Annotated in this window: 21 protein-coding genes, 1 pseudogene, 3 riboswitches and 2 other annotated features; of the genes and pseudogenes, 5 read left to right on the forward strand and 17 right to left on the reverse strand. The window is 30.6% G+C overall.

What is annotated here, in order from left to right; all coding sequences use genetic code 11:
* Positions 1 to 59 precede the first annotated feature (59 nt).
* From thiD to serS, 8 genes and pseudogenes are all read right to left on the reverse strand, one after another.
* Complete coding sequence (thiD, locus tag IO99_RS12130; RefSeq protein ID WP_156964354.1) at positions 60 to 839, reverse strand: bifunctional hydroxymethylpyrimidine kinase/phosphomethylpyrimidine kinase; 780 nt, start codon at positions 837 to 839, stop codon at positions 60 to 62.
* 82 nt (positions 840 to 921) lie between these two features.
* The gene (gene thiE, locus IO99_RS12135; RefSeq protein ID WP_035133798.1) at positions 922 to 1,563 is read right to left on the reverse strand and encodes a thiamine phosphate synthase; all 642 of its coding nucleotides are present in this window, start codon (positions 1,561 to 1,563) and stop codon (positions 922 to 924) included.
* A 72-nt stretch (positions 1,564 to 1,635) separates the two neighbouring features.
* Positions 1,636 to 1,744, reverse strand: a riboswitch (TPP riboswitch).
* A gap of 261 nt (positions 1,745 to 2,005) precedes the next feature.
* Complete coding sequence (gene ribH / locus IO99_RS12140; RefSeq protein WP_035133799.1) at positions 2,006 to 2,467, reverse strand: 6,7-dimethyl-8-ribityllumazine synthase; 462 nt, start codon at positions 2,465 to 2,467, stop codon at positions 2,006 to 2,008.
* 54 nt (positions 2,468 to 2,521) lie between these two features.
* A pseudogene (locus IO99_RS12145) lies at positions 2,522 to 3,725 on the reverse strand (bifunctional 3,4-dihydroxy-2-butanone-4-phosphate synthase/GTP cyclohydrolase II).
* A 56-nt stretch (positions 3,726 to 3,781) separates the two neighbouring features.
* Positions 3,782 to 4,414, reverse strand: coding sequence for a riboflavin synthase (locus IO99_RS12150; RefSeq protein ID WP_341349089.1), 633 nt, complete (start codon positions 4,412 to 4,414; stop codon positions 3,782 to 3,784).
* A complete protein-coding gene (ribD, locus tag IO99_RS12155) occupies positions 4,390 to 5,499 on the reverse strand; it encodes a bifunctional diaminohydroxyphosphoribosylaminopyrimidine deaminase/5-amino-6-(5-phosphoribosylamino)uracil reductase RibD (RefSeq protein WP_035133801.1) in 1,110 nt (369 codons plus the stop codon). Before ribD ends, IO99_RS12150 begins: the two co-directional genes overlap by 25 nt.
* A gap of 335 nt (positions 5,500 to 5,834) precedes the next feature.
* Positions 5,835 to 5,950: riboswitch (FMN riboswitch) on the reverse strand.
* Between the two features lie 191 nt (positions 5,951 to 6,141).
* Positions 6,142 to 6,372, reverse strand: coding sequence for a hypothetical protein (locus tag IO99_RS12160; protein WP_035133802.1), 231 nt, complete (start codon positions 6,370 to 6,372; stop codon positions 6,142 to 6,144).
* Between the two features lie 191 nt (positions 6,373 to 6,563).
* Positions 6,564 to 7,838 carry a serine--tRNA ligase gene (gene serS / locus IO99_RS12165; RefSeq protein WP_035133805.1) on the reverse strand — a complete coding sequence of 425 codons (1,275 nt, stop codon included), beginning with the start codon at positions 7,836 to 7,838 and terminating at the stop codon, positions 6,564 to 6,566.
* Between the two features lie 78 nt (positions 7,839 to 7,916).
* Positions 7,917 to 8,116: a binding site (T-box leader), on the reverse strand.
* Between the two features lie 208 nt (positions 8,117 to 8,324).
* On the opposite strand from serS, the gene IO99_RS12170 reads away from it, so the two are divergent.
* The 3 genes from IO99_RS12170 to IO99_RS12180 all read left to right on the forward strand — a co-directional run bounded on the left by IO99_RS12170 (position 8,325) and on the right by IO99_RS12180 (position 11,170).
* Positions 8,325 to 9,839, forward strand: coding sequence for a bifunctional metallophosphatase/5'-nucleotidase (locus IO99_RS12170; protein ID WP_035133806.1), 1,515 nt, complete (start codon positions 8,325 to 8,327; stop codon positions 9,837 to 9,839).
* 127 nt (positions 9,840 to 9,966) lie between these two features.
* A complete protein-coding gene (locus IO99_RS12175) occupies positions 9,967 to 10,176 on the forward strand; it encodes a cold-shock protein (RefSeq protein WP_035133808.1) in 210 nt (69 codons plus the stop codon).
* Between the two features lie 211 nt (positions 10,177 to 10,387).
* On the forward strand, positions 10,388 to 11,170 hold the full coding sequence (locus tag IO99_RS12180; protein ID WP_035133810.1) for a 3'-5' exonuclease: 783 nt from the start codon (positions 10,388 to 10,390) through the stop codon (positions 11,168 to 11,170).
* Positions 11,171 to 11,173: 3 nt separating this feature from the next.
* On the opposite strand, the gene IO99_RS12185 is transcribed toward IO99_RS12180, so the two are convergent.
* The 6 genes from IO99_RS12185 to thiS form a co-directional block, all read right to left on the reverse strand.
* Positions 11,174 to 12,007, reverse strand: coding sequence for a deoxyribonuclease IV (locus tag IO99_RS12185; RefSeq protein WP_035133812.1), 834 nt, complete (start codon positions 12,005 to 12,007; stop codon positions 11,174 to 11,176).
* A 159-nt stretch (positions 12,008 to 12,166) separates the two neighbouring features.
* On the reverse strand, positions 12,167 to 12,745 hold the full coding sequence (locus IO99_RS12190; protein ID WP_242844125.1) for a thiamine phosphate synthase: 579 nt from the start codon (positions 12,743 to 12,745) through the stop codon (positions 12,167 to 12,169).
* Entirely contained in the window at positions 12,742 to 13,845 is a 1,104-nt protein-coding gene (thiH, locus tag IO99_RS12195; RefSeq protein WP_035133814.1) for a 2-iminoacetate synthase ThiH, read from the reverse strand. The genes IO99_RS12190 and thiH overlap by 4 nt, the downstream gene beginning before the upstream one ends.
* A gap of 39 nt (positions 13,846 to 13,884) precedes the next feature.
* Positions 13,885 to 14,655: a thiazole synthase gene (locus IO99_RS12200; protein WP_035133816.1), complete on the reverse strand. Its 771-nt coding sequence runs from the start codon at positions 14,653 to 14,655 to the stop codon at positions 13,885 to 13,887.
* A 1-nt stretch (position 14,656) separates the two neighbouring features.
* Positions 14,657 to 15,463: a sulfur carrier protein ThiS adenylyltransferase ThiF gene (gene thiF, locus IO99_RS12205; protein WP_035133872.1), complete on the reverse strand. Its 807-nt coding sequence runs from the start codon at positions 15,461 to 15,463 to the stop codon at positions 14,657 to 14,659.
* A gap of 73 nt (positions 15,464 to 15,536) precedes the next feature.
* On the reverse strand, positions 15,537 to 15,731 hold the full coding sequence (gene thiS / locus IO99_RS12210) for a sulfur carrier protein ThiS (protein ID WP_035133818.1): 195 nt from the start codon (positions 15,729 to 15,731) through the stop codon (positions 15,537 to 15,539).
* A 215-nt stretch (positions 15,732 to 15,946) separates the two neighbouring features.
* A riboswitch (TPP riboswitch) is annotated at positions 15,947 to 16,045 on the reverse strand.
* A 145-nt stretch (positions 16,046 to 16,190) separates the two neighbouring features.
* On the opposite strand from thiS, the gene IO99_RS19345 reads away from it, so the two are divergent.
* The gene (locus IO99_RS19345) at positions 16,191 to 16,340 is read left to right on the forward strand and encodes a hypothetical protein (protein ID WP_167402733.1); all 150 of its coding nucleotides are present in this window, start codon (positions 16,191 to 16,193) and stop codon (positions 16,338 to 16,340) included.
* Positions 16,341 to 16,425: 85 nt separating this feature from the next.
* On the opposite strand, the gene IO99_RS12215 is transcribed toward IO99_RS19345, so the two are convergent.
* Positions 16,426 to 17,319, reverse strand: a complete 894-nt coding sequence (locus IO99_RS12215; protein ID WP_035133820.1) for a LysR family transcriptional regulator — start codon at positions 17,317 to 17,319, stop codon at positions 16,426 to 16,428.
* 120 nt (positions 17,320 to 17,439) lie between these two features.
* Between IO99_RS12215 and IO99_RS12220 the strand changes: the two genes are divergently transcribed.
* Positions 17,440 to 18,630 (forward strand): coenzyme F420-0:L-glutamate ligase, encoded by a 1,191-nt coding sequence (locus IO99_RS12220; protein ID WP_035133822.1) that lies wholly within the window; start codon positions 17,440 to 17,442, stop codon positions 18,628 to 18,630.
* Between the two features lie 122 nt (positions 18,631 to 18,752).
* Here IO99_RS12220 and IO99_RS12225 read toward each other — a convergent pair whose 3' ends face one another.
* Together IO99_RS12225 and IO99_RS12230 are read right to left on the reverse strand one after the other, a co-directional pair.
* Positions 18,753 to 20,405 (reverse strand): glutamine--tRNA ligase/YqeY domain fusion protein, encoded by a 1,653-nt coding sequence (locus IO99_RS12225; RefSeq protein WP_035133873.1) that lies wholly within the window; start codon positions 20,403 to 20,405, stop codon positions 18,753 to 18,755.
* A gap of 179 nt (positions 20,406 to 20,584) precedes the next feature.
* Positions 20,585 to 20,839 (reverse strand) — a binding site (T-box leader).
* A gap of 71 nt (positions 20,840 to 20,910) precedes the next feature.
* Positions 20,911 to 21,324: a hypothetical protein gene (locus tag IO99_RS12230; RefSeq protein ID WP_035133824.1), complete on the reverse strand. Its 414-nt coding sequence runs from the start codon at positions 21,322 to 21,324 to the stop codon at positions 20,911 to 20,913.
* Positions 21,325 to 21,384: the final 60 nt, after the last annotated feature.

Raw genomic sequence — 21,384 nt, forward strand, 5'->3', positions numbered from 1 at the left:
AAATTTTATATTTATTGCAAATTAGCTGAAACAACTTAATAAGTATACAATTACTACTATTACAAATTCCAACAGTGATTTAGAGGTCCATTACCTTTTCCAATATTTAAATTATCCCTTAAAGCACCGGTTATGTATTTTTTTGCCCTTAAAATGCTTTCATCTATGCTGTAACCTGCTGCTAAATTACAAGCTATGGAAGATGATAGGGTGCAACCTGTTCCATGGGTATTGGAATTATCTATTTTTTCTTCATGATACCAAGTTATTTTCCCATTTTTATATAATAAATCGTCAGCATAATTTTCCAAGTGCCCTCCTTTAATAAGAATTTTTCCTTTATATTCCTTTGAAATTTTTTCTGCTGCTTCTATCATATTTTCTTTACTTAAAATTTTAAATCCACAAATACATTCTGCTTCAGGAATATTAGGAGTAATCACATCAGCTATAGGTAAAAGTTTTGTAATCAAAGCTTCCATGGCATCCTCTGAAAGAAGTCTACTTCCACTTGTAGATATCATGACTGGATCAACTACAATATTTTTAGCCTTATATTCTAATAATCTTTCAACAATCTCTTGAATAATCTCCTTAGAGGATACCATTCCTATTTTAATGGCATCAGGGAAAATATCTTTCATAATGCAATGGATTTCTTTATTTAAGAACTCTCTTGATATATTTAAAACATCATAAACTCCAGTGGTATTTTGTGCTGTTAAAGCTGTTATAGCACTCATTGCATACATTTTATGGGCTACGATAGTTTTTATATCTGCTTGTATTCCAGCTCCTCCACTGCAATCCGATCCTGCTATTGTAAGTATCTTTTTCATCATAAATCAATCCCCTCTATCAATGTATATATTATATAAAGTATTTTCCATGTAAAATACACACCTATTTCCCATGTCTAATCTATTGAGTTAGCATACATTCAGTTAACTCTAACATTTGTTTTGTTGCTAATAGCACATCTTCTTTAGAAAATATTGAAGACACTAAAGCAACTCCATGTATTCCTAAGCCTTTTAGGTTCATAATATTATTCTCATCTATACCTCCAATAGCCACCACTGGTATAGTTACAGATTTGCATATATTTTTAATGGTTTCAAAGGTTATTACTCTAGTATCTAATTTAGTTGAAGTTGAAAAAGCTGCTCCAACTCCAATATAACTTGCCCCATCTTTTTCTGCTTTAATAGCTTGTTCCACAGTTTTTGCTGTAACTCCTAAAATTTTATCTTTACCTATCAGCTTCTTCACTTCTGCTGCATCCATATCACTTTGACCTATATGAACCCCAGATGCATCAATACTTATAGCTATTTCCACATTATCATTAATAATTAAAGGAATATTATATTTATCTGTAATCTTCTTTATCTCTTTTCCTTCCTTTAGAAATTCATCATAGGATAAATTTTTTTCTCTTAGCTGAATTAATGTAGCTCCTCCTTGTAAAGTTTTTTCGATTTCTTCAGTAAATAATTTTCCATCTAACCAACTTCTATCCGTTACTACATATAACTTCATTTGACTTTTACTTATACTCATTTCATACACTTCCTTAACAGAATTTTGTAGAATCTAAAAAAATATGGGACATACCAAATAGTATGTCCCATTAATATTTTTAATGTAATTCCCTACGTTGGCATTATCCAAATCAGGTTATAGGTCGAAGCTACTTTTTGCTTCCTCTCAGCCTGTTATACAAGCTCCCTAAATATTTAATTTCTTAAAGCATAGCATTGATTACATCTTTTGTCAATTTTCTCTGCTTTCTGTGTAATTTAATTACACCCTTTAGATGAGAAATCATCTGAACCCCGCATGAATAAAACAACTATTTAAATAGTTAAATATTTAAATAGTTATATATATAACTATTTCCCTATAAAATATATAGCTATTTATATATTTTTATAGGGAATTTTATCATATACTGACTATTAAATTAAATAATTTTATTATATTTTCATAATCAAACTTTTAATTAGAAACTTTTTAATAAATTTGCCATTTCTATAGCTGTTACTGCTGCATCGTAGCCCTTATTACCTGCTTTAGTTCCGGCTCTTTCTATAGCCTGCTCTATAGTGTCCGTTGTTAAAACTCCAAAAATAACTGGTTTCTCTGTACTAAGAGATACTGATGCTATTCCTTTTGAAGCTTCAGCACAAACGTAATCGAAATGTGGTGTAGAGCCCTTAATAACTGCTCCAAGGCATATAATTGCATCATAATTTTCATTTTGAGCCATTTTTTTTGCTACAAGTGGTAATTCAAAAGCTCCTGGCACCCATGCCACTTCAATGTTATCTTCTTCTACTCCATGTCTTTTAAGTCCATCAATGGCTCCACCTAAAAGTTTAGATACAATAAACTCGTTAAATCTTCCTACTACTATTCCAACTCTTAATCCTTGCGCAACTAAATTTCCTTCAAATATTTTCATCATTATTCCTCCTAGATTATATTATAATTTATACTAAATCATAGATTTAGAGCATTACTGGTAACTAAGTATGTGGTCCATTTTATTTTGTTTAGTTTTTAAATAAAATTCATTGTCTTTATTGTAATTGATTTGGATTGGGACTCTCTCTACCACCTCAATATCATATCCATCTAATCCTTTAATTTTCTTGGGATTATTAGTCATAAGTCTAAGTTTTTTAGCTCCTAACTCTCTAAGAATTTGAGCTCCTATTCCATAATCTCTAAGGTCTGCAGGAAATCCAAGTTTAATATTTGCCTCTACTGTATCATATCCATGGTCTTGTAAATCGTAGGCCTTTAATTTATTTATAAGTCCTATGCCTCTTCCCTCTTGTCGCATATATAAAAGTATCCCGCAGCCTTCTTCTTCAATTCTCCTTAAAGCTTCTGCCAATTGCTCTCCACAATCACATCTATTAGATCCAAGGACGTCTCCAGTTAAGCATTCAGAATGAAGCCTTGTTAAAATTGGTCTGTTCTTATCAATTTCTCCTTTAACTAATGCCACATGATGTTCTCCATTCAATTTATTAATAAAACCATACATTTTAAAATTACCGTATTTTGTAGGCATATCTACTGCTGCTGCCATTTCCACTAATACTTCTGTCTTTCTTCTATATCTTACTAAATCTGCTATAGTTATTACTTTAATATTATGTAGTTTACCAAATTCTAAAAGTTCCTCAGTCCTAGCCATAGTTCCATCTTCACTCATAATTTCACAAATTACTCCTGCTGGCTTTAAACCTGCCATTTTGGCTAAATCCACTGCTGCCTCAGTATGTCCTACTCTTTTTAATACACCTCCATCTCTAGCTTGTAGAGGAAATATATGCCCTGGTCTTCTAAAGTCTTTTCCTATGCTATCTTCATCTAAAATCTTCTGAATAGTTAAAGCTCTCTCATAGGCAGATATTCCTGTAGTTGTACTAATATGATCTACGGATACTGTAAATGCAGTTTCATGATTATCTGTATTTTTTTTCAACCATGGGCTCAATTTTTAAATCTCTAAGTCTTTCTCCCTCCAATGGCATACATATAAGACCTCTCCCAAACTTAGCCATAAAATTTATAGCTTCTGGAGTAACCTTTTCAGCAGCCATTAATAGATCTCCCTCATTTTCTCTATCGGGATCATCAATAACTATAACCATCTTCCCTTCTTTAATATCCTTAATTGCTTCTTCAATCGTGTAAAATTCTGACATGTTTAACCCTCCCTATTTAATCTTATAAGAATCCATTTTCTTTAAGAAAGTCTTCATTAATGGAATCTTTTTTTTTCTATTTTTTTATCACTTTGAAATGTTAAAAGTTTTTCTACATATTTACCTATAACATCACATTCAAGATTTACAGTATCTTCAATGGTTTTAGATAATAATATAGTTTCTTTTCCAGTATGTGGAATTATAGATGCTTTAAATACCTTATCATCTACATAGGCCACAGTAAGACTTATTCCATCAATGGCAATAGAACCTTTTTCAACTATATACTGTAAAATGTTTTCCTTAGCCCCTATGGTAACCCATATTGCATTATCTTCCTTTTCCAGGGAAACAATTTTCCCAACGCCATCTATATGTCCACTTACTATATGTCCTCCAAATCTTCCTTTAGCACTTAAGGCTCTTTCTAAATTTACTTTGCTTCCAACCTTTAATTCCCCTAAATTACTTCTTCTTAAAGTTTCAGCCATAACATCAGCATCAAATATATTTCCATATATATTTGTTACTGTTAAGCATACTCCATTGGTACAAATACTATGTCCTAACTTTACATCTTCAATAACTTTATTAGCTTTAATTGAAAGTATGGAAGATTTTTCCCCCTTTTTTATTCCTCTAATTTCTCCTACCTCTTCAACTATTCCTGTAAACAAGGCTTCCATCTCTCCTTCATGTATCCTTCTATTAAAATATCTTCTCCTATAGTACCTACCCTTATACTCTCTACTCCATAGGCTTCTTCTAGAACTTTTATTCCAATTCCCTCTACTGGAGTTTTAGACTTTTCTCCTCCAATAAATTTTGGTGCAATGTAAATTTGAATTTTATCTACTATTCCAGCTTTTAGGGCTTCGAAGTTTAAGGTTCCCCCTCCTTCAAGAAGAATACTATCAATGTTCATTTCACCTAAAGTCTCCACTAACTTCTCCAAATTAACTTTTCCCTCTTTAGAAGGAATAACCACCACCTCTACACCCCTCTCAGTGTAAATAGATATTTTTTCCTTTGAAGCTTTTTCCGTAGTTACTATAATAGTTCTTGCCTTCTTATCCTCTATAACTTTAGAATTTAAAGGAATTCTAAGAGAGCTATCTAAAATTATTCTTATAGGGTTTTTCCCTCCTAGTACCCTACAAGTCAACTCTGGATTATCCTTAATAACCGTATTAGCTCCAACCATTATTCCCATTAGGTCATTTCTCAAATTATGCACATTTTTTCTTGAAGCTTCTCCAGTTATCCACTTTGATTCCCCATATTGAGTAGCTATCTTACCATCTAGTGACATGGCAGTTTTCATAATTACAAAGGGTTTCTTTGTAGAAATATACTTCATAAATATTTCATTTAAAGCAATACACTCCTTTTCCAAAACTCCTATATCTACAACTATTCCAGAGTCTCTAAGCTTTTTAACTCCTCTACCCGCCACTAATGGATTTGGATCTAAAGCTCCAATTACTACTCTCTTTATTTTTTTGTCTATGATTTTATCTACGCAAGGTGGTGTTTTCCCATGATGAGAACAGGGCTCTAAGGTTACATAAAGAGTTGCTCCCAAAGTATCTTCTTTAGCATCTTTAAATGCATTAACCTCCGCATGGTTATGTCCATAGACCTGATGATATCCTTTACCAATAATAGCTCCATTTTTAACAATTACAGCACCTACCATTGGATTAGGATTAACCCTTCCCCGTCCCTTCTCTGCTAATGTCAAAGCCAGTCTCATATAATTTTCATCCATAAAATCACATCCTTATTTAAATAAAATAAAAGCCCCAAGTATAATACCCTGGGGCTAAATTTTTATTCATATTTCTAGTAAATTTTAGTTTGTTTTATAATTAATATTAAAAATTTAATATTAATCGTAAAATAAAAAATCTCTGAAATATATATATATTTCAGAGCACATAAACTAAAAATTATAGTTATATTAACAGAGTTCTTAGCTTCTCTGAAGCTTTAGAAACCGTTATCCAGGGACGTAATAGCTCTTAACTCCCACTTTAGAGAAGATGGGAATATTAGAGCTGGTAGTCATCGGATAAAATAACTATAGTAATTACTATACTTACAAATAATTTTCTCACATCCAGACTTTACTGTCGGCCTTGGAATCTCACCAAGTCATGCCAAAATGGCTCGCGGGCTATACCGCCGGTAGGGAATTTCACCCTGCCCCGAAAATTGTTATTAACTTGTCAAACTCATAATATCATCTTACATAAATAATTTCAATATATTCTTACAAATCTTTTTAATTAAAATTTTATAAGCGATATTTAGTGTTATTTATCCAATAATATTTCTCAGAAAATAAACCAGAGATATTGTAATATCCCTGGTTTATTTCATTAAATATTTTCTTATTTAATTTAAACTACTACATATTCAATAAACTTAATATTTCTTGAACAGCTTGCTTAGCTTCTCTAGGTAATTTTTCTATTGCTGCATCTTGAGCCTTTGGATCATTGATCTGGGCTATCCTAATTATCTCTTGTTGTAGTCCTGGTATATTATTTACTACATTGGCTGCATTATTAAATCTAGCTGCAAAATTAGGGTCCTTCATTTTTCCCTTAATCTTAGTTATTAGCTCATAAGGATTCATTAAACTTTCCTCCACCCTCGAAATAATTCATTATAATTACATAATATTCAATAGTTGCTTAAAAGTTCTTATCTTATATTTCTTTAATTATAGTTTTAGCACTTTTAATAATTACAACCTTAGCTTTATAAGGCTCTATATACTTAAAAATTTAATAATCATATTTTACTTATTATATATTGTAAATATTTCTATATTTTTTCTTTACCTATCCACTTTCTCAATACTTCTGGTACTATAACACTTCCGTCCTCCTGTTGATATTGTTCTAGTATTGCAGGTAATAATCTGCTTGTAGCTAACCCTGATGCATTTAAGGTATTTAGATATTCTACCTTATTACCATCTTCTCTTCTAAATCTTATCATACCCCTTCTTGCCTGATAATCTCTTGCATTAGAAGCTGAACTTATCTCTTTATATTCATTCATACTCGGTATCCATACTTCTATATCATAGGTCTTCGCCATAGATGCACTACAATCTTTAGCTGCCAGCTTTACTAGTCTATAATGTAGTCCTAAGCCTTTTACCAGAGCTTCAGCTTTTTTAATTAATTCTTCTAAAGCTTCATCTGAATCCTCAGGTTTTGTATATTGGAACATTTCTATTTTATTAAACTGATGTCCTCTTATCATACCTCTTTCAGATTTTCTATAGCTTCCAGCTTCAACACGATAACAAGGAGTATAAGCAAACAATTTCTTCGGTAATTCTTCTTCTTTTAAAATTTCTCCTCTATAAAGATTTATTAAGGCAGTCTCTGCTGTAGGAAGCATAAATTGCATACTTTCTTTATCTTTTTTGTCCCCTACTGTAAATACTTCATCAACAAATTTAGGAAACTGACCTGCTGAAAGACCACATTGATAGTTTAATATATGCGGAGGCAGGATAAATTCATATCCGTCTTTTATATGCTCTTCTATAAAATAATTAAGTAAAGCCCATTCTAACATAGCTCCTACACCTTTATATATCCAAAATCCATTACCTCCAAGCTTAACTCCTCTTTCATAATCAATAAGCTCATGAACTTTAGCAAGTTCTACATGATCTTTAATTTGGAAATCGAAATTAGGCTTTTCTCCAAATTCTCTAACTACCTTGTTATTTTCTTTTCCACCTGCTACTACATCCTCATCGGGTATATTCGGAAGGCTTTCCATAAATGTATTTATCTTTTCTTCCATCTCTTGAAGTTTCTCATCATATTCCTTTATCTCTTTGCTAACTACTTTCATTTCTTCATATAAATCTTCTACATTTTCTCCCCTTTTCTTAAGAATAGGAATCTCTTTAGAAACCTTATTTTTGTTGCTTTTAAGCTCTTCTACCTGTATTAATATTTTTCTTCTTTCTTCGTCCCACTGTAAAAGCTCTGAAAAATCTACACTATCCATTCTCTTTAAAAGTGCAGCTTTAACCTTCTCAGGATTTTTTCTAATTAAATAAATATCTATCATTTTTATTCCTCCTAAATGAATTTTTTAATATTAAATCTTTTTATTTTGCTGTAAATTAAAAACTCCCGCCTCTATAAATATAGAGACGAGAGCTATTATATCCCGTGGTACCACTCCAGTTGTCACATTAGTGACCTCTTTACTGTGCTTTAAGGAGCACTCCCCTCTGATTCTTCATCAGTAGCTCCGAAGTGGAAAGACTATATAATATACTGATTTTCACCTATCATCAGCTCTCTAAAATATTGAAATAGTCGTAGCTTCATCATTGCTATATGATATTTAATATATTAAACATTATTCTAGCACTTTATTCTTTCAATGTAAATATTTCTATATAATATAACTTAATAAAATTACCTTTAAATTTTACTTTTACTAGATATTTTATCTACGAAGATGATTTTATATGTAAATAATATATATTTTATAGTAATATTGATAAAATTTATAAAATACAGTTTTTTAATATAATGAGGTGACAAAATGAAAAAATTAAAAATATACTTTACGTCTGATATTCACGGATACATATATCCTACAAATTATAGAGATGATACTGAAAAGAATATGGGTATATTAAATATAATTAATCAGTTTGAAAAAGATGGAAATACCCTAATCATAGATGGTGGAGATACAATTCAAGGTTCTCCTTTAACTAATTATCTAAGTAATAATGAATTTGATATACATCCACTTGCAACTGTAATGAATGAAGGTCAATACGATTATGTAACTCTTGGAAATCATGATTTCAATTATGGCTATGACTATTTGAAAAAATATCTTAGCAATTTAAATGGAAAATGCCTATGCACTAATGTAGATAATATAACAAAAGAAATATGTATTTTGCCTTATGATATTAAAACCATGGAAAATGGGTTAAAAGTAGGCATAATGGGATTTACCACTGATTTTATAAACAGATGGGAAAGGCCTTTAAATATAAAAAATTTCACTATCACGGATACCTTTAAGTCAGTAAAAAAATATTATGTAGAACTTAAAAAACAATGTGATTTAGTAATAGGAGTTTATCATGGTGGATTTGAAAATGATTTAGAATCCCATGAAAAACTAAGCAACACTAATGAAAATATAGCATATAAACTGTGTCAAGAATTTGATTTTCATATTCTTTTAACTGGACATCAACACATGGAAATTCCAGGACAATATCTACATAATACCTACATAGCTCAAACCCCTCCCAACGGGACAAAATTTTTAGAACTAAACTTAGAGTTTCATGATGATTTAAGTAAAAATATAAGTTCTTCATTAAAAAAAGTAGAGCTTAATCCTAATAATGCTATGTATTATAAATTCTTAAATTTAGAAAAACAAGTTCAAAAGTGGTTGGATACACCTGTAGGATTTTTAGATATAGAACTTCAGCCTAGTACTCACATAAACATGGCTACGAATGGCTCTTATTTAGCTAATTTCATAAATCAAGTACAGTTGGATGCAAGTGGTGCTGATATTTCAGTTACATCCTTTGCTAATTCAATAAAAGGTTTTAATAAAAATGTAACAGTAAGAGATATAACTTCTACATATATGTTTCCTAATACCCTAACTATCATTGAAATAGATGGGAAAACTTTAAAGCTTGCCCTTGAAAAATGCGCTAGTTACTTTGATAATATTGATGGTGAATTACAAGTATCTACCCGCTTCTTAAAACCTAAGGTAGAACATTATAACTATGACTATTTCTCAAATTTGAGTTATATCTTTGATATAAACAAAGAAGTAGGAAATCGTGTTGTTTCAATGAAATTTAAGGGTAAAGACATTTTTGATAATGATACCCTTACCCTTGCCATGAACAACTATAGAGCAACAGGTGCAGGTGGTTATGATTTCTATAGAAATTGTAGAGTAGTAGGTGAAGTCTTAAATGAAATGCCCGACATTATCATTGATTATTTTAGAGCTCATAAGAAAGTTGTAGTAGATAAAAATCAATATCTAACTGTTATTAAATAGCATACAATTCTTAATAATAAATTTATTCATCTCTTTTTATTAAGATTAATTATTATTATGTTTAAAAATCATAATTTTTTCAAATACTACACTATAAGTTAATTTACTGTTTAAGGAGGAATAAATATTGTCTAGTATAACTGGTATTGTTAAATGGTATGATGAAGGAAAGGGTTATGGATTTATTTCTTGTAATGAGGGCAATGATGTATTTGTACATCATTCTCAAATAAAAGAAAAAGGAACTAATAAAGATTTACATGAAGGTGAAAGTGTAACTTTTGATATTACTGATGGGGCTAAAGGCCCCATGGCTGTGAATGTTCAAAAGCTATAACTTAAATTTAAAAGGTTATCTTAGGGTTAATTTATTTAATCTTAAGGTAGCCTATTTTTATGCTTTTTAGATAATAAAAGCTATATAATTGATACAAATTCTGTTATTATAGATAGTTGTACGGTATTGGTTACTCTATGTTTTTTAATAATTAATCAATACATAACCAATACTAAGATAATTGATTTTATATGTTAAAAGTGGTGATATAATGAACTATATAATATTTGACTTAGAATTTAATCAAAAATATGAAGATAAAAAAGAACATTGTTTAGAAAAAAATCAAGGTGTAGAAAAGAGCAATAATTTAAGTCTCCCCTTTGAAATTATTCAAATAGGAGCTTTAAAATTGAATGAAGATTTCGAAAATATATCCACATTTAATTTTTTAATTAAGCCAACTATTCACACAACTCTACATCCTTATGTGGAAAACCTTACCAAAATAAGTAATAATGATATAAGTTCTTCAGAAACCTTTCCTAATATTTACGATAAATTTACTAAATTTATTGGTGAAGAAGAAGCTGTTCTCTGTGTATGGGGAATAGTAGATATAAAAGAACTTTTACGAAATATAAAATTTCATAATATATCTACTAACTCTCTTCCACTTAAATATATCGACGTGCAAAGCCATGCATCAAAATATTTTAATAGTAAAAAAGGTATAAAAATTGGACTTAAAAATGCAATTGAGCTTTTGGATATACCCCTTCATGGTGATTTTCATGACGCTAGTAATGATGCTTATTATACAGCAGAAGTATTAAAGAAGATTTTCAATAAAAATATAAAGCCTTTATTATATACTAACCCTTCTAGAAGTACCTCTTCTGTTAAAGAAAAAGTTGATATGAATGGCGTATTTGATCAATTTAAAAAAATGTACAAGAGAAGTCTAACTAAAGAAGAAAAGTCTATGATAAGCCTTGCTTATAATATGGGTAGAACAAAGCAATTTGTAATTATAAGGAAAGAAGACTCTTAGCTGCTAGCTAAGAGCCTTTCTTCTTAATATTTCTATTTCTTTGCCATACCCCTCAAGGTCATTTGGGGTTTCAAGGAAAAATGGTAAGTTACATAATTTAGGATGATTAATAATATTAGTAATGGCTTCAATTCCTAGAGAACCTTCACCAATTTTTTCATGTCTGTCCTTATGACTTTCAAAAGGATTTTTGCTATCATTTAAATGAATTGCCTTTAATTTTTCTAATCCAATTATTCTATCAAACTCTTCTAAAACTCCATCTAAATTATTAACTATATCATATCCTGCATCATATACGTGACAGGTATCAAGACACACTCCCATATGCTCCTTTAGCTCTACTCTATTAATAATTTCAGCTATTTCTTCAAAATTTCTCCCTACTTCTGTCCCCTTACCTGCCATGGTTTCTAATAACACAGTAGTAGTCTGCTGCGGCTTAATAACAGCATTAAGCATATCTACAATATAATTAATCCCAACTTCTACACCTTGTTTAACATGACTACCTGGGTGAAAATTATATAAATTATTAGGTAAGTACTCCATTCTTAATAAATCATCTGTCATCATTTCTAATGCAAATTTTCTAGTGTTTTCTTCTGCTGAACAAGCATTCAATGTGTAAGGTGCATGAGCCAGTATAGTAGTAAATTTATTTTCTTCCATTATTCTTAAAAGGGCAGCAACATCTTTTTCATCTATGGCCTTTGCCTTTCCACCCCTAGGATTTCTAGTAAAAAATTGAAAGGTATTAGCTCCTATTGAAAGTGCTTCCTTTCCCATATTTTCAAAACCCTTGGTTGTAGATAAGTGACATCCTATATTTAACATTTTCATTACCTCCATCTTCTATTATTGCAAAACTTCTAATTTTGTATTCTATTTCTATATCCCTTGTAATTTAAATTTCAATAATCTAACTTTAATACAATGATACTATAATAGAAGATATATTTGCAATGGATAATTTTTATTATTTAGAAATAACTATTAGTATTTTAAGGTTCTAACTAGATCATATACGTCTTCACAATAAAAAAATGTAGACATTAATGCTACTCCATCAGCTCCTGCTTCTATAACCTTGGAAGCATTTTCTGTTGAAATTCCACCTAAAGCTATGATATGACAAGTAACTACTTTCTTTAATTCTTGAATAAATTCAACGCCCTTAGGTTTTAATCCTTCTTTACACTTGGTAGAAAATATATGAGATGCTAGTATATAACTACACCCCTTTTTATCTGCCCTTATACCTTCTTCTAAAGAATGTACAGAAACTCCTACATTAAATTTCTTTTTATTATCTAAATTCATAAAATCTTTAAAAGATAGATGAACAGTTCTTTCCTTTACTTTTTCATAAATTTTCATATTAGAATTTATTATTATCTCAGTACTTCCAATTACTAGCTCCTTTATTTTATAATAAAGCCTTTCTAATTCTTCATCATCTAAATCTTTTTCTCTTAATATTATTCTATCCACACCAGCCAGTGAAGCTTCTTGCAGGGTTTTAAAATATTTTTCTTCACTAACTAAATGCCTATTTGTTATTAGGTAAATCAAATTCTTTCCCAATCCTTAAATATTGGTTGAAACCCTGCTTCTATTATCATTTCTTTTATTTCTTCTACTGAACCTTCATCATTTATGGAAAATTGTGATGTACCTTTAGTTTTTAATGCATGACCTCCAACCTCTGTAGACACACCTGCACTCATCTTGGTGATTCCTAAAGGTATAAGGTTTTTTCTCATTTCATGATCTTCTCGTGTAGAAACATTTATTCCACTTTGCTGTGCAAAGATTTTATAAGCTAACATAACTTGTACCATTTTTTTATCTTCCACTGGATTTAACTCCTTTAATCCTCCCTCACAAGGTCTGATTCTTGGAGGTGAATAAGTCACTTCTACATGGGGATATTTCTTTCTAATATACTCTCCATGAAGAGCTGTGAAAAAGGCATCTCTTCTAAAATCACCTAGTCCAAGAAGAGCTCCTATACTTATACTTCTCATTCCAGCTCTTGCTCCTCTTTCTGGAGTATCTAATCTAAATTTATAATTCTTTTTAGGTCCTGATAAATGAACTCTATCATAAATTTCTTCATCATAGGTTTCTTGGTATACAGTAAGACCTTCTGCTCCCACTTCTACAGTTTTTTTATAATCCTCTTCACTTAAAGGCTGTACCTCTAAGGTTATAGATGGAAAGTATTCTTTCATTACTTTTATAGCATCTACTATATACCTAGTTGGGGAATGAATTTGACTTTCTCCTGTTAATAGAATAATGTGCTTAAATCCTTGTTTAACAACTGCTTCTGATTCTGATTTTATTTCCTCCAAAGTTAGCTTTTTTCTATTTATAGAATTTTCAAGATTATATCCACAATAAGAGCATTTATTAACACAATAATTTGAAATATAAATTGGAGTATATAATAAAATAGTTCTTCCAAAGTGTCTTAATGATAATTCCCTTGCCTTTACTGCCATATCTTCTAATACTTTTTCTGCTACTGGTGATAATAAATTAAGCAAGTCCTCATAATTTGGATTTTTTTCATTAATACTTCTCTCTACATCTTCTACTTTTACCCTACTCCAATATCTATTAAAGTCAAAATCCTTAAATTTTTCTATGGTACTATAAAAACTCATTTTTTCATCTCCTCAAATTTTCCGTTAATGTAAAGTTTTTTACTCTCCTAAAAATCCTGTGAGTGGTGAGGATGCATTTCCACTTTTAGAAACAGTCCCAAATTTTGATAAATAAGCAAGTCGTCCACCTTCTACCGCCATACTAAAGGCTTTTGCCATATTAGCTGGATTTTTTGAAGAAGCTATAGCTGTATTAACAAGACATGCCGCTGCTCCCATTTCCATAGCTTCCATTGCTTGTGATGGCTTTCCTATTCCAGCATCAACTATAATTGGAATATCTAGTTCATCTATCATTATTTCAATAAGTTCCTTAGTTCTTATACCTCTATTACTTCCTATAGGTGCTCCTAAAGGCATAACCGCCGATGCTCCCGCTTCTATTAATCTTCTCCCTGCATATAAATCTGGACACATATATGGGAGTACTGTAAATCCTTCTTTAGCTAATATTTCTGTAGCTTTTATAGTTTCTTCATTATCCGGAAGCAGATACTTTGAATCCGATATAACCTCAATTTTTATCCAGTTACCACATCCCATAGCTTTGGCAATTCTTGCAATCCTAACTGCCTCTTCTGCATTAGTTGCACCTGATGTATTGGGCAATAAAATAACATTCTTAGGTATATTAGATAAAATATCTTCTTCCTTATTATCTAAATCTATCCTTCTTAAGGCCAAGGTAATAACCTGTGAATTACTTTCACTCAAGACTTCCTTTATAAGTTTATTAGACGGATACTTACCTGTACCTACAAATAATCTATTTTTCAATTCTACTCCACCTATTTTTAACATATCTTCCATTTTAACTTTCCCCTTCTTTCAACATAATTCTAAGTGCCATATTTGCCATATGATTTGCACATATTGCTACCCTTGGTGCCATGAGTCCAGATCCTTCTTTAGCTTCATTTACTCCATCTCCACAAATATAAAACCTATTGTTTATCTTTTTAGTTTGTATATCATTAGAAGAATAAAAACCTGCCATACCTGATGATGCTATAAGGACTGATTCCTTAACTTTAGTTAATATCTCATTACACAACATTGCTTTACAATTTGCACTATCAAAAGCTTCTAACACAATATCTACATCTTCAAATAATTCTTTTATATTCCCCTTTTCTATTTTTTCGATTTTTTCATTTATCTCTATAAATGGATTTATGTCTAAGAGTTGTTTTTTTAAAGCAATAACCTTATATTCTCCTATATCTCTTATTAAGTATTGCTGTCTATTTAAATTTGATGGTTCTACCACATCAAAATCTATTATTCTTATAAATCCCACTCCTAACCGAGCTAAGGATATAGCAATATTGGACCCAAGGCCCCCTACACCCGCAATGGCTACTCTTGCCTTTGATACTTTTTCATGTACCCCTGGTGTATGCCTTGCCATCATAACACCTCTAAGTTCACTTCTACTTGGAACTTGTCCTCTCTTTATAAAAACAATGTTGTCACCTTCCTTTAATATCTTATCTTTAACTAAAGGAAATCCATTTAGTATCACCACATCACAACTAGGCTTAAGCCTATCTTTTAAACGAAGACAAGTTTCACCCTTATTAACTACTTCTATGTTTTCATTAACTTTAATTTTAATTTTCTCTTTCAAACAAATCCACCACTCTATATCTTTCTGTAAAAGTCTTTTGAAATATATTTATAATTTCTCTTTAGCCTCCCCCTACAAAAGATATAACTTCTATAATATCCTCCTCTTTTAAATATATTTCCCAATAATTTTCTCTTGGTACTATTTCTTTATTTAATTCCACTACTACCTTTTCTTCATTAACATCTAACTTACTTAGCAAACTGCTTATAGTAGTTATTCCATTCATATCTACACTTTTTCCATTAACCTTCATATTTTCACCTTCTTTCAATACCTATGTACATTAACTAACTTATTTTTACAAATAAAAAACACCTAACAAATGCTAGGTGTTGAGAATCTCAATAACTCATATAACAATATCTTCTTATTTAAGTTTAGATATTAATAATTAAAATTATATCTTTACTTAAGCTTTTATAAAAATACTAATTTTGCATAAGCAAGACTTTTATTTTATATAAAAATAAGACTTATTATTTGCTTCCCTCCGATGGTACTAACCATATCAGGTTCTTAGAGTTAGGACTTTCCTTCTCAGCCAAATTGGCACCCCTAGCTATCTATTAAATTATATTTATTATAACATTGCGGATTTACAAATTCAACTATACCATTCAATAAATACCTAATTGCGCTCCTATATATATGAATAGTTTTTTATAATAATCACAAAATAAGGTTGAACAAAATGTTGAAGGAGGTTAAATTTATGAAATTAGAAGATAACCCTGAGCTACGTGAAAAAGCTAAACAAATGCTTATAGATGGCGAATCCTATGATAAAATTATGGACGTAACTCATTTAAGATTAAAAGATGTAAAAAGAATTGAAAGAGAAGAAGTAAGTAGTCATTTTTAGTTAATACAAAATACCCTGTAAAGTAATCCTCTATTTTGTGTGTTAAGCTTTCAGGGTATATTCTATTTTTGTATATGTTTTTGTCCTATATGTCTGTTTTATGCTCTAGTATTTCAATAAATTTTGTAGTTGCTGGAGAAAGGGACACACTCTTTAAAAAACATAGCCCTATACTTCTTTTAGGTATTTCTTCTTTTAATTTCACTTTATATACTGTTCCCTTTTCTAAATATTCTTTTGAAAATTCTTTAATAACACAGGCTATTCCTAAGTTTGCCCTTGCGAATTCTAATAATAAATCATAAGATCCTAATTCGATTTCAGCAGTAATTTTAATTCCTTTAGATAACATATATTTTTCTATATATTGCCTTGATATAGATTTAGATTCTAATAATATTAATGGTAATTTTGTTATTTCTTCGAGGCTAATGGGTCTAGAGCAACGGTTCTTGTACTTATTTCCACAGACAAATATATCATGAATATCCATACATTCTCTAAGTTCCAGTGCGGAATCTTCAATAGGAAAATTACAAATTGCAATATCTATTTCCCCTGACTTTACACTAGCACAAAGCTCTAAGGTTGTGGCATTTATTATTTTAAACTTAATATTGGGATATTCCTTGTGAAATTGTTCTAAATAGGGTAATAAAAAATATCTTGATATGGTATCTCCTACACCTATTTTTAAATCTCCTATCATCATATTTTTAATTTTTAAAAGTTTATCTTCTCCAACATGTATCAAATTCATGGCAGAGCTAGCATATTCAAATAAAATTCGCCCCTCATTTGTAAGTATAACCCCTTTAGAAGTTCTTGTGAAAAGCCTTATATCTAGTTCTCTTTCTAATTGCATAATAGATTGACTTACTGCGGGTTGAGTCATGTATAACTCTTTAGCAGCTCTTGAAAAACTTTCATGCTTTCCCACCATACAAAACACCTTATATAAATCTAATTTACTTATCATATAAGCACTCCTTATATCTACTATTTAATCTATTTATTTTACTTATACCACTAAAATGGTGTATATTACAAGTGTAGGTTTTAAAAATTAATGTAATTTTACATAAAGGAGATGTTATAATTGGAAAGAGTCGTTGGAACTGTTGTTAGAGGACTTCGTTGCCCAATCATAAACAAAGGAGATAACATTGAAGAAATCGTTGTAGATAGCGTGCTAACTGCTGCTAAAGTTGAAGGTTTCTCAATTAACGATAAAGATGTAGTTACTGTAACTGAATCTGTAGTTGCTCGTGCACAAGGAAACTATGCTTCTATAGACAATATTGCTAAAGATGTAAGCTCAAAGTTTGGTGAAGATACTGTAGGAGTAATATTCCCAATATTAAGCCGTAACCGTTTTGCTATATGCCTTCGTGGTATTGCAAAGGGTGCTAAGAAAATTGTTTTAATGCTTAGCTATCCTTCTGATGAAGTTGGTAACCATTTAGTAGACTTAGATATCCTAGATGAAAAAGGAGTTAATCCTTGGACAGATGTTCTAACTGAAAAGCAATTCCGTGAACACTTTGGATTTAATAAACATCCATTTACCGGTGTTGATTATATTGAATATTACAAATCTCTAGTTGAAAGCTATGGGATAGAGTGTGAAGTTATATTCTCAAATAATCCAAAAACTATATTAGATTATACAAAGAGTGTACTTACTTGTGACATTCACACTAGATTCAGAACTAAGAAAATACTTAAGGCAAATGGTGGAGAAAAGATTTATAGTCTTGATGATATTTTATCTTCATCAATTGATGGTAGTGGATTCAATGAAGCTTATGGACTTTTAGGCTCAAACAAATCTACAGAGGAAACAGTTAAACTTTTCCCTCGTAACTGCCAACCAGTAGTTGATACTATACAGGCTATGATTAAAGAGAAAACTGGAAAAACTGTTGAAGTTATGATTTATGGAGATGGAGCATTCAAAGACCCAGTAGGTAAGATTTGGGAACTTGCAGACCCAGTTGTATCACCTGCATATACTCCAGGACTTGAAGGAACACCAAATGAAGTTAAGTTAAAATATCTTGCTGATAATAACTTTGCTGATTTAAAAGGTGAAGAACTTAAGTCTGCTATCTCTGAATATATTAAAAATAAAGAATCTGATTTAGTAGGTGCTATGGAATCACAAGGTACTACTCCAAGAAGACTTACTGATCTTATAGGTTCATTATCTGACTTAACTTCTGGAAGTGGAGATAAGGGAACTCCTATAATCTTCATCCAAGGTTATTTCGATAATTACACAAAATAATACAGGAAAAACTAATGTAATTTCTTATCCTACTTATATAAAAATAGCCCAAAGGATTTTCTTTATCCCTTGGGCTATTTTCTATACTTTATTTCTAATGGATTTTTCTTATATACACTGACTTACTTTTTATAAGAGTTCTTCAAAGATACAGTTCTATTAAATACTAGCTTTTCTTTAGATAATCTAGTATCTCTTATAAAGTATCCATGTCTTATAAATTGAAATCTACCTTCTTCGTTTAGTCTAAGCGCTGCTGGTTCAATAATTGCATTTTTCTTTACTTCTAAGGAATTTTTATTTATATATTCAAATAAATTATCTCCAGATGGAGCATCATTAAATAAATTCTCAAACAATCTAACTTCACAAGGTACTCCATACTTTGCACTTACCCAGTGAATTGTTCCCTTAACTTTTCTTCCAGTAAAACCGCTACCACTCTTAGTCTCTGGATCATAGCTGCATCTAAGCTCTACTATTTCACCAGATTCATTCTTTATTACCTCATTACACTTTATAAAATATGCTCCCTTAAGTCTAACTTCTCCATCTAATACTAATCTATTATATTTCTTAGGTGGATTTTCACTAAAATCCTCTCTTTCAATATACAATTCTTTAGTAAAAGGCATCTCTCTCTTACCTAAGTCTTCATTTTCACCATTATTTTCAATGGTTAAATACTCTAAATGTTCTTCTGGCAAATTTGTTACTACAACTTTTATTGGATCAAGAACTGCCATAACAGAAGGTACCCTTAATTTCAAATCTTGTCTTAAAGAGTTCTCTAGCATAGCAACATCTACTAAAGTATCAGCCTTAGCAACTCCAATTTCTCTTAAAAAGTTTAAAATTGCCTCTCGTGTATACCCTCTTCTTCTCATTCCCTTTAAAGTTGAAAGCCTTGGATCATCCCATCCATCAACTTCTCCACTAGCTACTAACATCTTTAAATATCTCTTACTTGTAACTACTCCACTTAAATTCATTCTTCCAAATTCAATTTGTCTTGGCTTTGGATTATCTAAATCTAACTCATTTAAAACCCATTCATAAAGAGGCCTATGATCTTTGAATTCATTAGAACATAAAGAATGAGAAACCCCTTCAATATAGTCTTGAATTGGATGAGCATAGTCATACATAGGATATATACACCATTGAGTACCAGTTTTATAGTGTTGCGTATAGGATATTCTATAAATAACTGGGTCTCTCATATTCATATTGGGACTTGCCATATCTATTTTTGCCCTTAACACAGCTTCTCCCTCTTTATATTTACCAGACTTCATTTTATCAAATAACTCTAAGTTTTCTTCAATAGTTCTATCTCTATAAGGACTATTTTTACCTGGTGTTGTTAAAGTTCCCCTATACTCTCTTACTTCATCGGGAGTTAAATTACATACATAAGCCTTTCCCTTTCTTATTAAATATAAAGCATAGTTATATATTTTTCCACTGTAATCTGAACCATAAAAAAGTCTATCCTCATAGTCAAACCCCATCCACTTCATATCTTCCACAATAGCATCTACATACTCATGGTCTTCTTTACCTGGGTTAGTGTCATCAAATCTTAAGTTGAATTTTCCGTTATACTTTTTAGCAATTCCATAGCTTATATTTATTGCATAAGCACTTCCTATATGGAGATATCCATTAGGTTCAGGAGGAAACCGAGTATGAATTTCATCACATTTCCCCTCATTAATATCTTCCTTCACTAGTCTATCTACAAAGTTTAAAGAATCATTTTCATTACACATATCCACTTAGTAAAGCTTTTCTCAAGCTTTACTAAATTCACCTCCAATTTATATATAAATTTTAATTTTAAGATTTTATAGTTTTTCACTTAACCAAATATAAAATTTGAAGTGACGTTGCTAAATCAACTTTCTCGCTTTGCTCGTAAAAAAAACTCCCACCCTAGGACTGTTATAGTCCTTAGGGCGAGAGTTATATCTTCGCGTTGCCACCTAAATTCATAGATATGTCACCATATCAATCTTATCAAGTACGGTATTAAAAATACTTATACTCTAGTCCTGTAACGTAGACCTACGTCATAGCATCATCTTTAAAGAATCCGTATGAAGCTCAGAGCCTTGTTTCGATAAATACTTCTTTACTCCTTTTCAGCACCTGGAGCTCTCTGTAAAAGAAATTAAATATCTACTTTTCTCATCATAGCTATTATTGATATTATTATCTATAATATACAAATATATTTATTTCGTCAATATAAAATTAAAGGAATATATTTTTAGTTTATTCGTGTAATCCAAACCCACTTATTATTAAGGTAGCCCAATCTTCATTTTCTTTTTCAATCCACTTATATTCTATATCAAGTTCTTTAAGCCAAGCATTAAGCCCATAACTTTTTTTGCTTACATTTGGAGACTTTCTTCCAAAGATTTCTTTTATAGTCTCAAGTAATTCAGCTTGTGCTTCTTGACCAAGAGGTCTATCAATTACGTTGCTTATCTCTATACAGCATTGTGCATAGGATGAATGATCTTCAAAATACAGCTCATTAGCAAGGCCTATTCTTTTTTCATTTAATTCTTTAATTACCTCATTAATTTCATCAATATTTGATAAATACTTCTTTGCTACTCCCATAGAATCAATATCATTGTCTAGTCTATTTATTTGCTTTTCTAATCTTTCATATCTCATATCTTTTTCTCACTTTACATATTTATTTTGCCATACATAGAGTTTGTATTTAACCAATAA

It is taken from the genome of Clostridium sulfidigenes (assembly GCF_000732635.1).
Classification (GTDB): Bacteria; Bacillota; Clostridia; order Clostridiales; family Clostridiaceae; genus Clostridium_J; species Clostridium_J sulfidigenes.

Coding starts and splice junctions, on each gene's coding strand:
- thiD (WP_156964354.1), bottom strand. CDS start 839: ATGAAAAAGATACTTACAATAGCAGGATCGGATTGCAGTGGAGGAGCT.
- thiE (WP_035133798.1), bottom strand. CDS start 1,563: ATGAGTATAAGTAAAAGTCAAATGAAGTTATATGTAGTAACGGATAGA.
- ribH (WP_035133799.1), bottom strand. CDS start 2,467: ATGAAAATATTTGAAGGAAATTTAGTTGCGCAAGGATTAAGAGTTGGA.
- IO99_RS12150 (WP_341349089.1), bottom strand. CDS start 4,414: ATGGAAGCCTTGTTTACAGGAATAGTTGAAGAGGTAGGAGAAATTAGA.
- ribD (WP_035133801.1), bottom strand. CDS start 5,499: ATGGATGAAAATTATATGAGACTGGCTTTGACATTAGCAGAGAAGGGA.
- IO99_RS12160 (WP_035133802.1), bottom strand. CDS start 6,372: ATGAATCCTTATGAGCTAATAACTAAGATTAAGGGAAAAATGAAGGAC.
- serS (WP_035133805.1), bottom strand. CDS start 7,838: ATGATAGATATTTATTTAATTAGAAAAAATCCTGAGAAGGTTAAAGCT.
- IO99_RS12170 (WP_035133806.1), top strand. CDS start 8,325: ATGAAAAAATTAAAAATATACTTTACGTCTGATATTCACGGATACATA.
- IO99_RS12180 (WP_035133810.1), top strand. CDS start 10,388: ATGAACTATATAATATTTGACTTAGAATTTAATCAAAAATATGAAGAT.
- IO99_RS12185 (WP_035133812.1), bottom strand. CDS start 12,007: ATGTTAAATATAGGATGTCACTTATCTACAACCAAGGGTTTTGAAAAT.
- thiH (WP_035133814.1), bottom strand. CDS start 13,845: ATGAGTTTTTATAGTACCATAGAAAAATTTAAGGATTTTGACTTTAAT.
- IO99_RS12200 (WP_035133816.1), bottom strand. CDS start 14,655: ATGGAAGATATGTTAAAAATAGGTGGAGTAGAATTGAAAAATAGATTA.
- thiS (WP_035133818.1), bottom strand. CDS start 15,731: ATGAAGGTTAATGGAAAAAGTGTAGATATGAATGGAATAACTACTATA.
- IO99_RS19345 (WP_167402733.1), top strand. CDS start 16,191: ATGAAATTAGAAGATAACCCTGAGCTACGTGAAAAAGCTAAACAAATG.
- IO99_RS12215 (WP_035133820.1), bottom strand. CDS start 17,319: ATGATAAGTAAATTAGATTTATATAAGGTGTTTTGTATGGTGGGAAAG.
- IO99_RS12225 (WP_035133873.1), bottom strand. CDS start 20,405: ATGTGTAATGAAAATGATTCTTTAAACTTTGTAGATAGACTAGTGAAG.
- IO99_RS12230 (WP_035133824.1), bottom strand. CDS start 21,324: ATGAGATATGAAAGATTAGAAAAGCAAATAAATAGACTAGACAATGAT.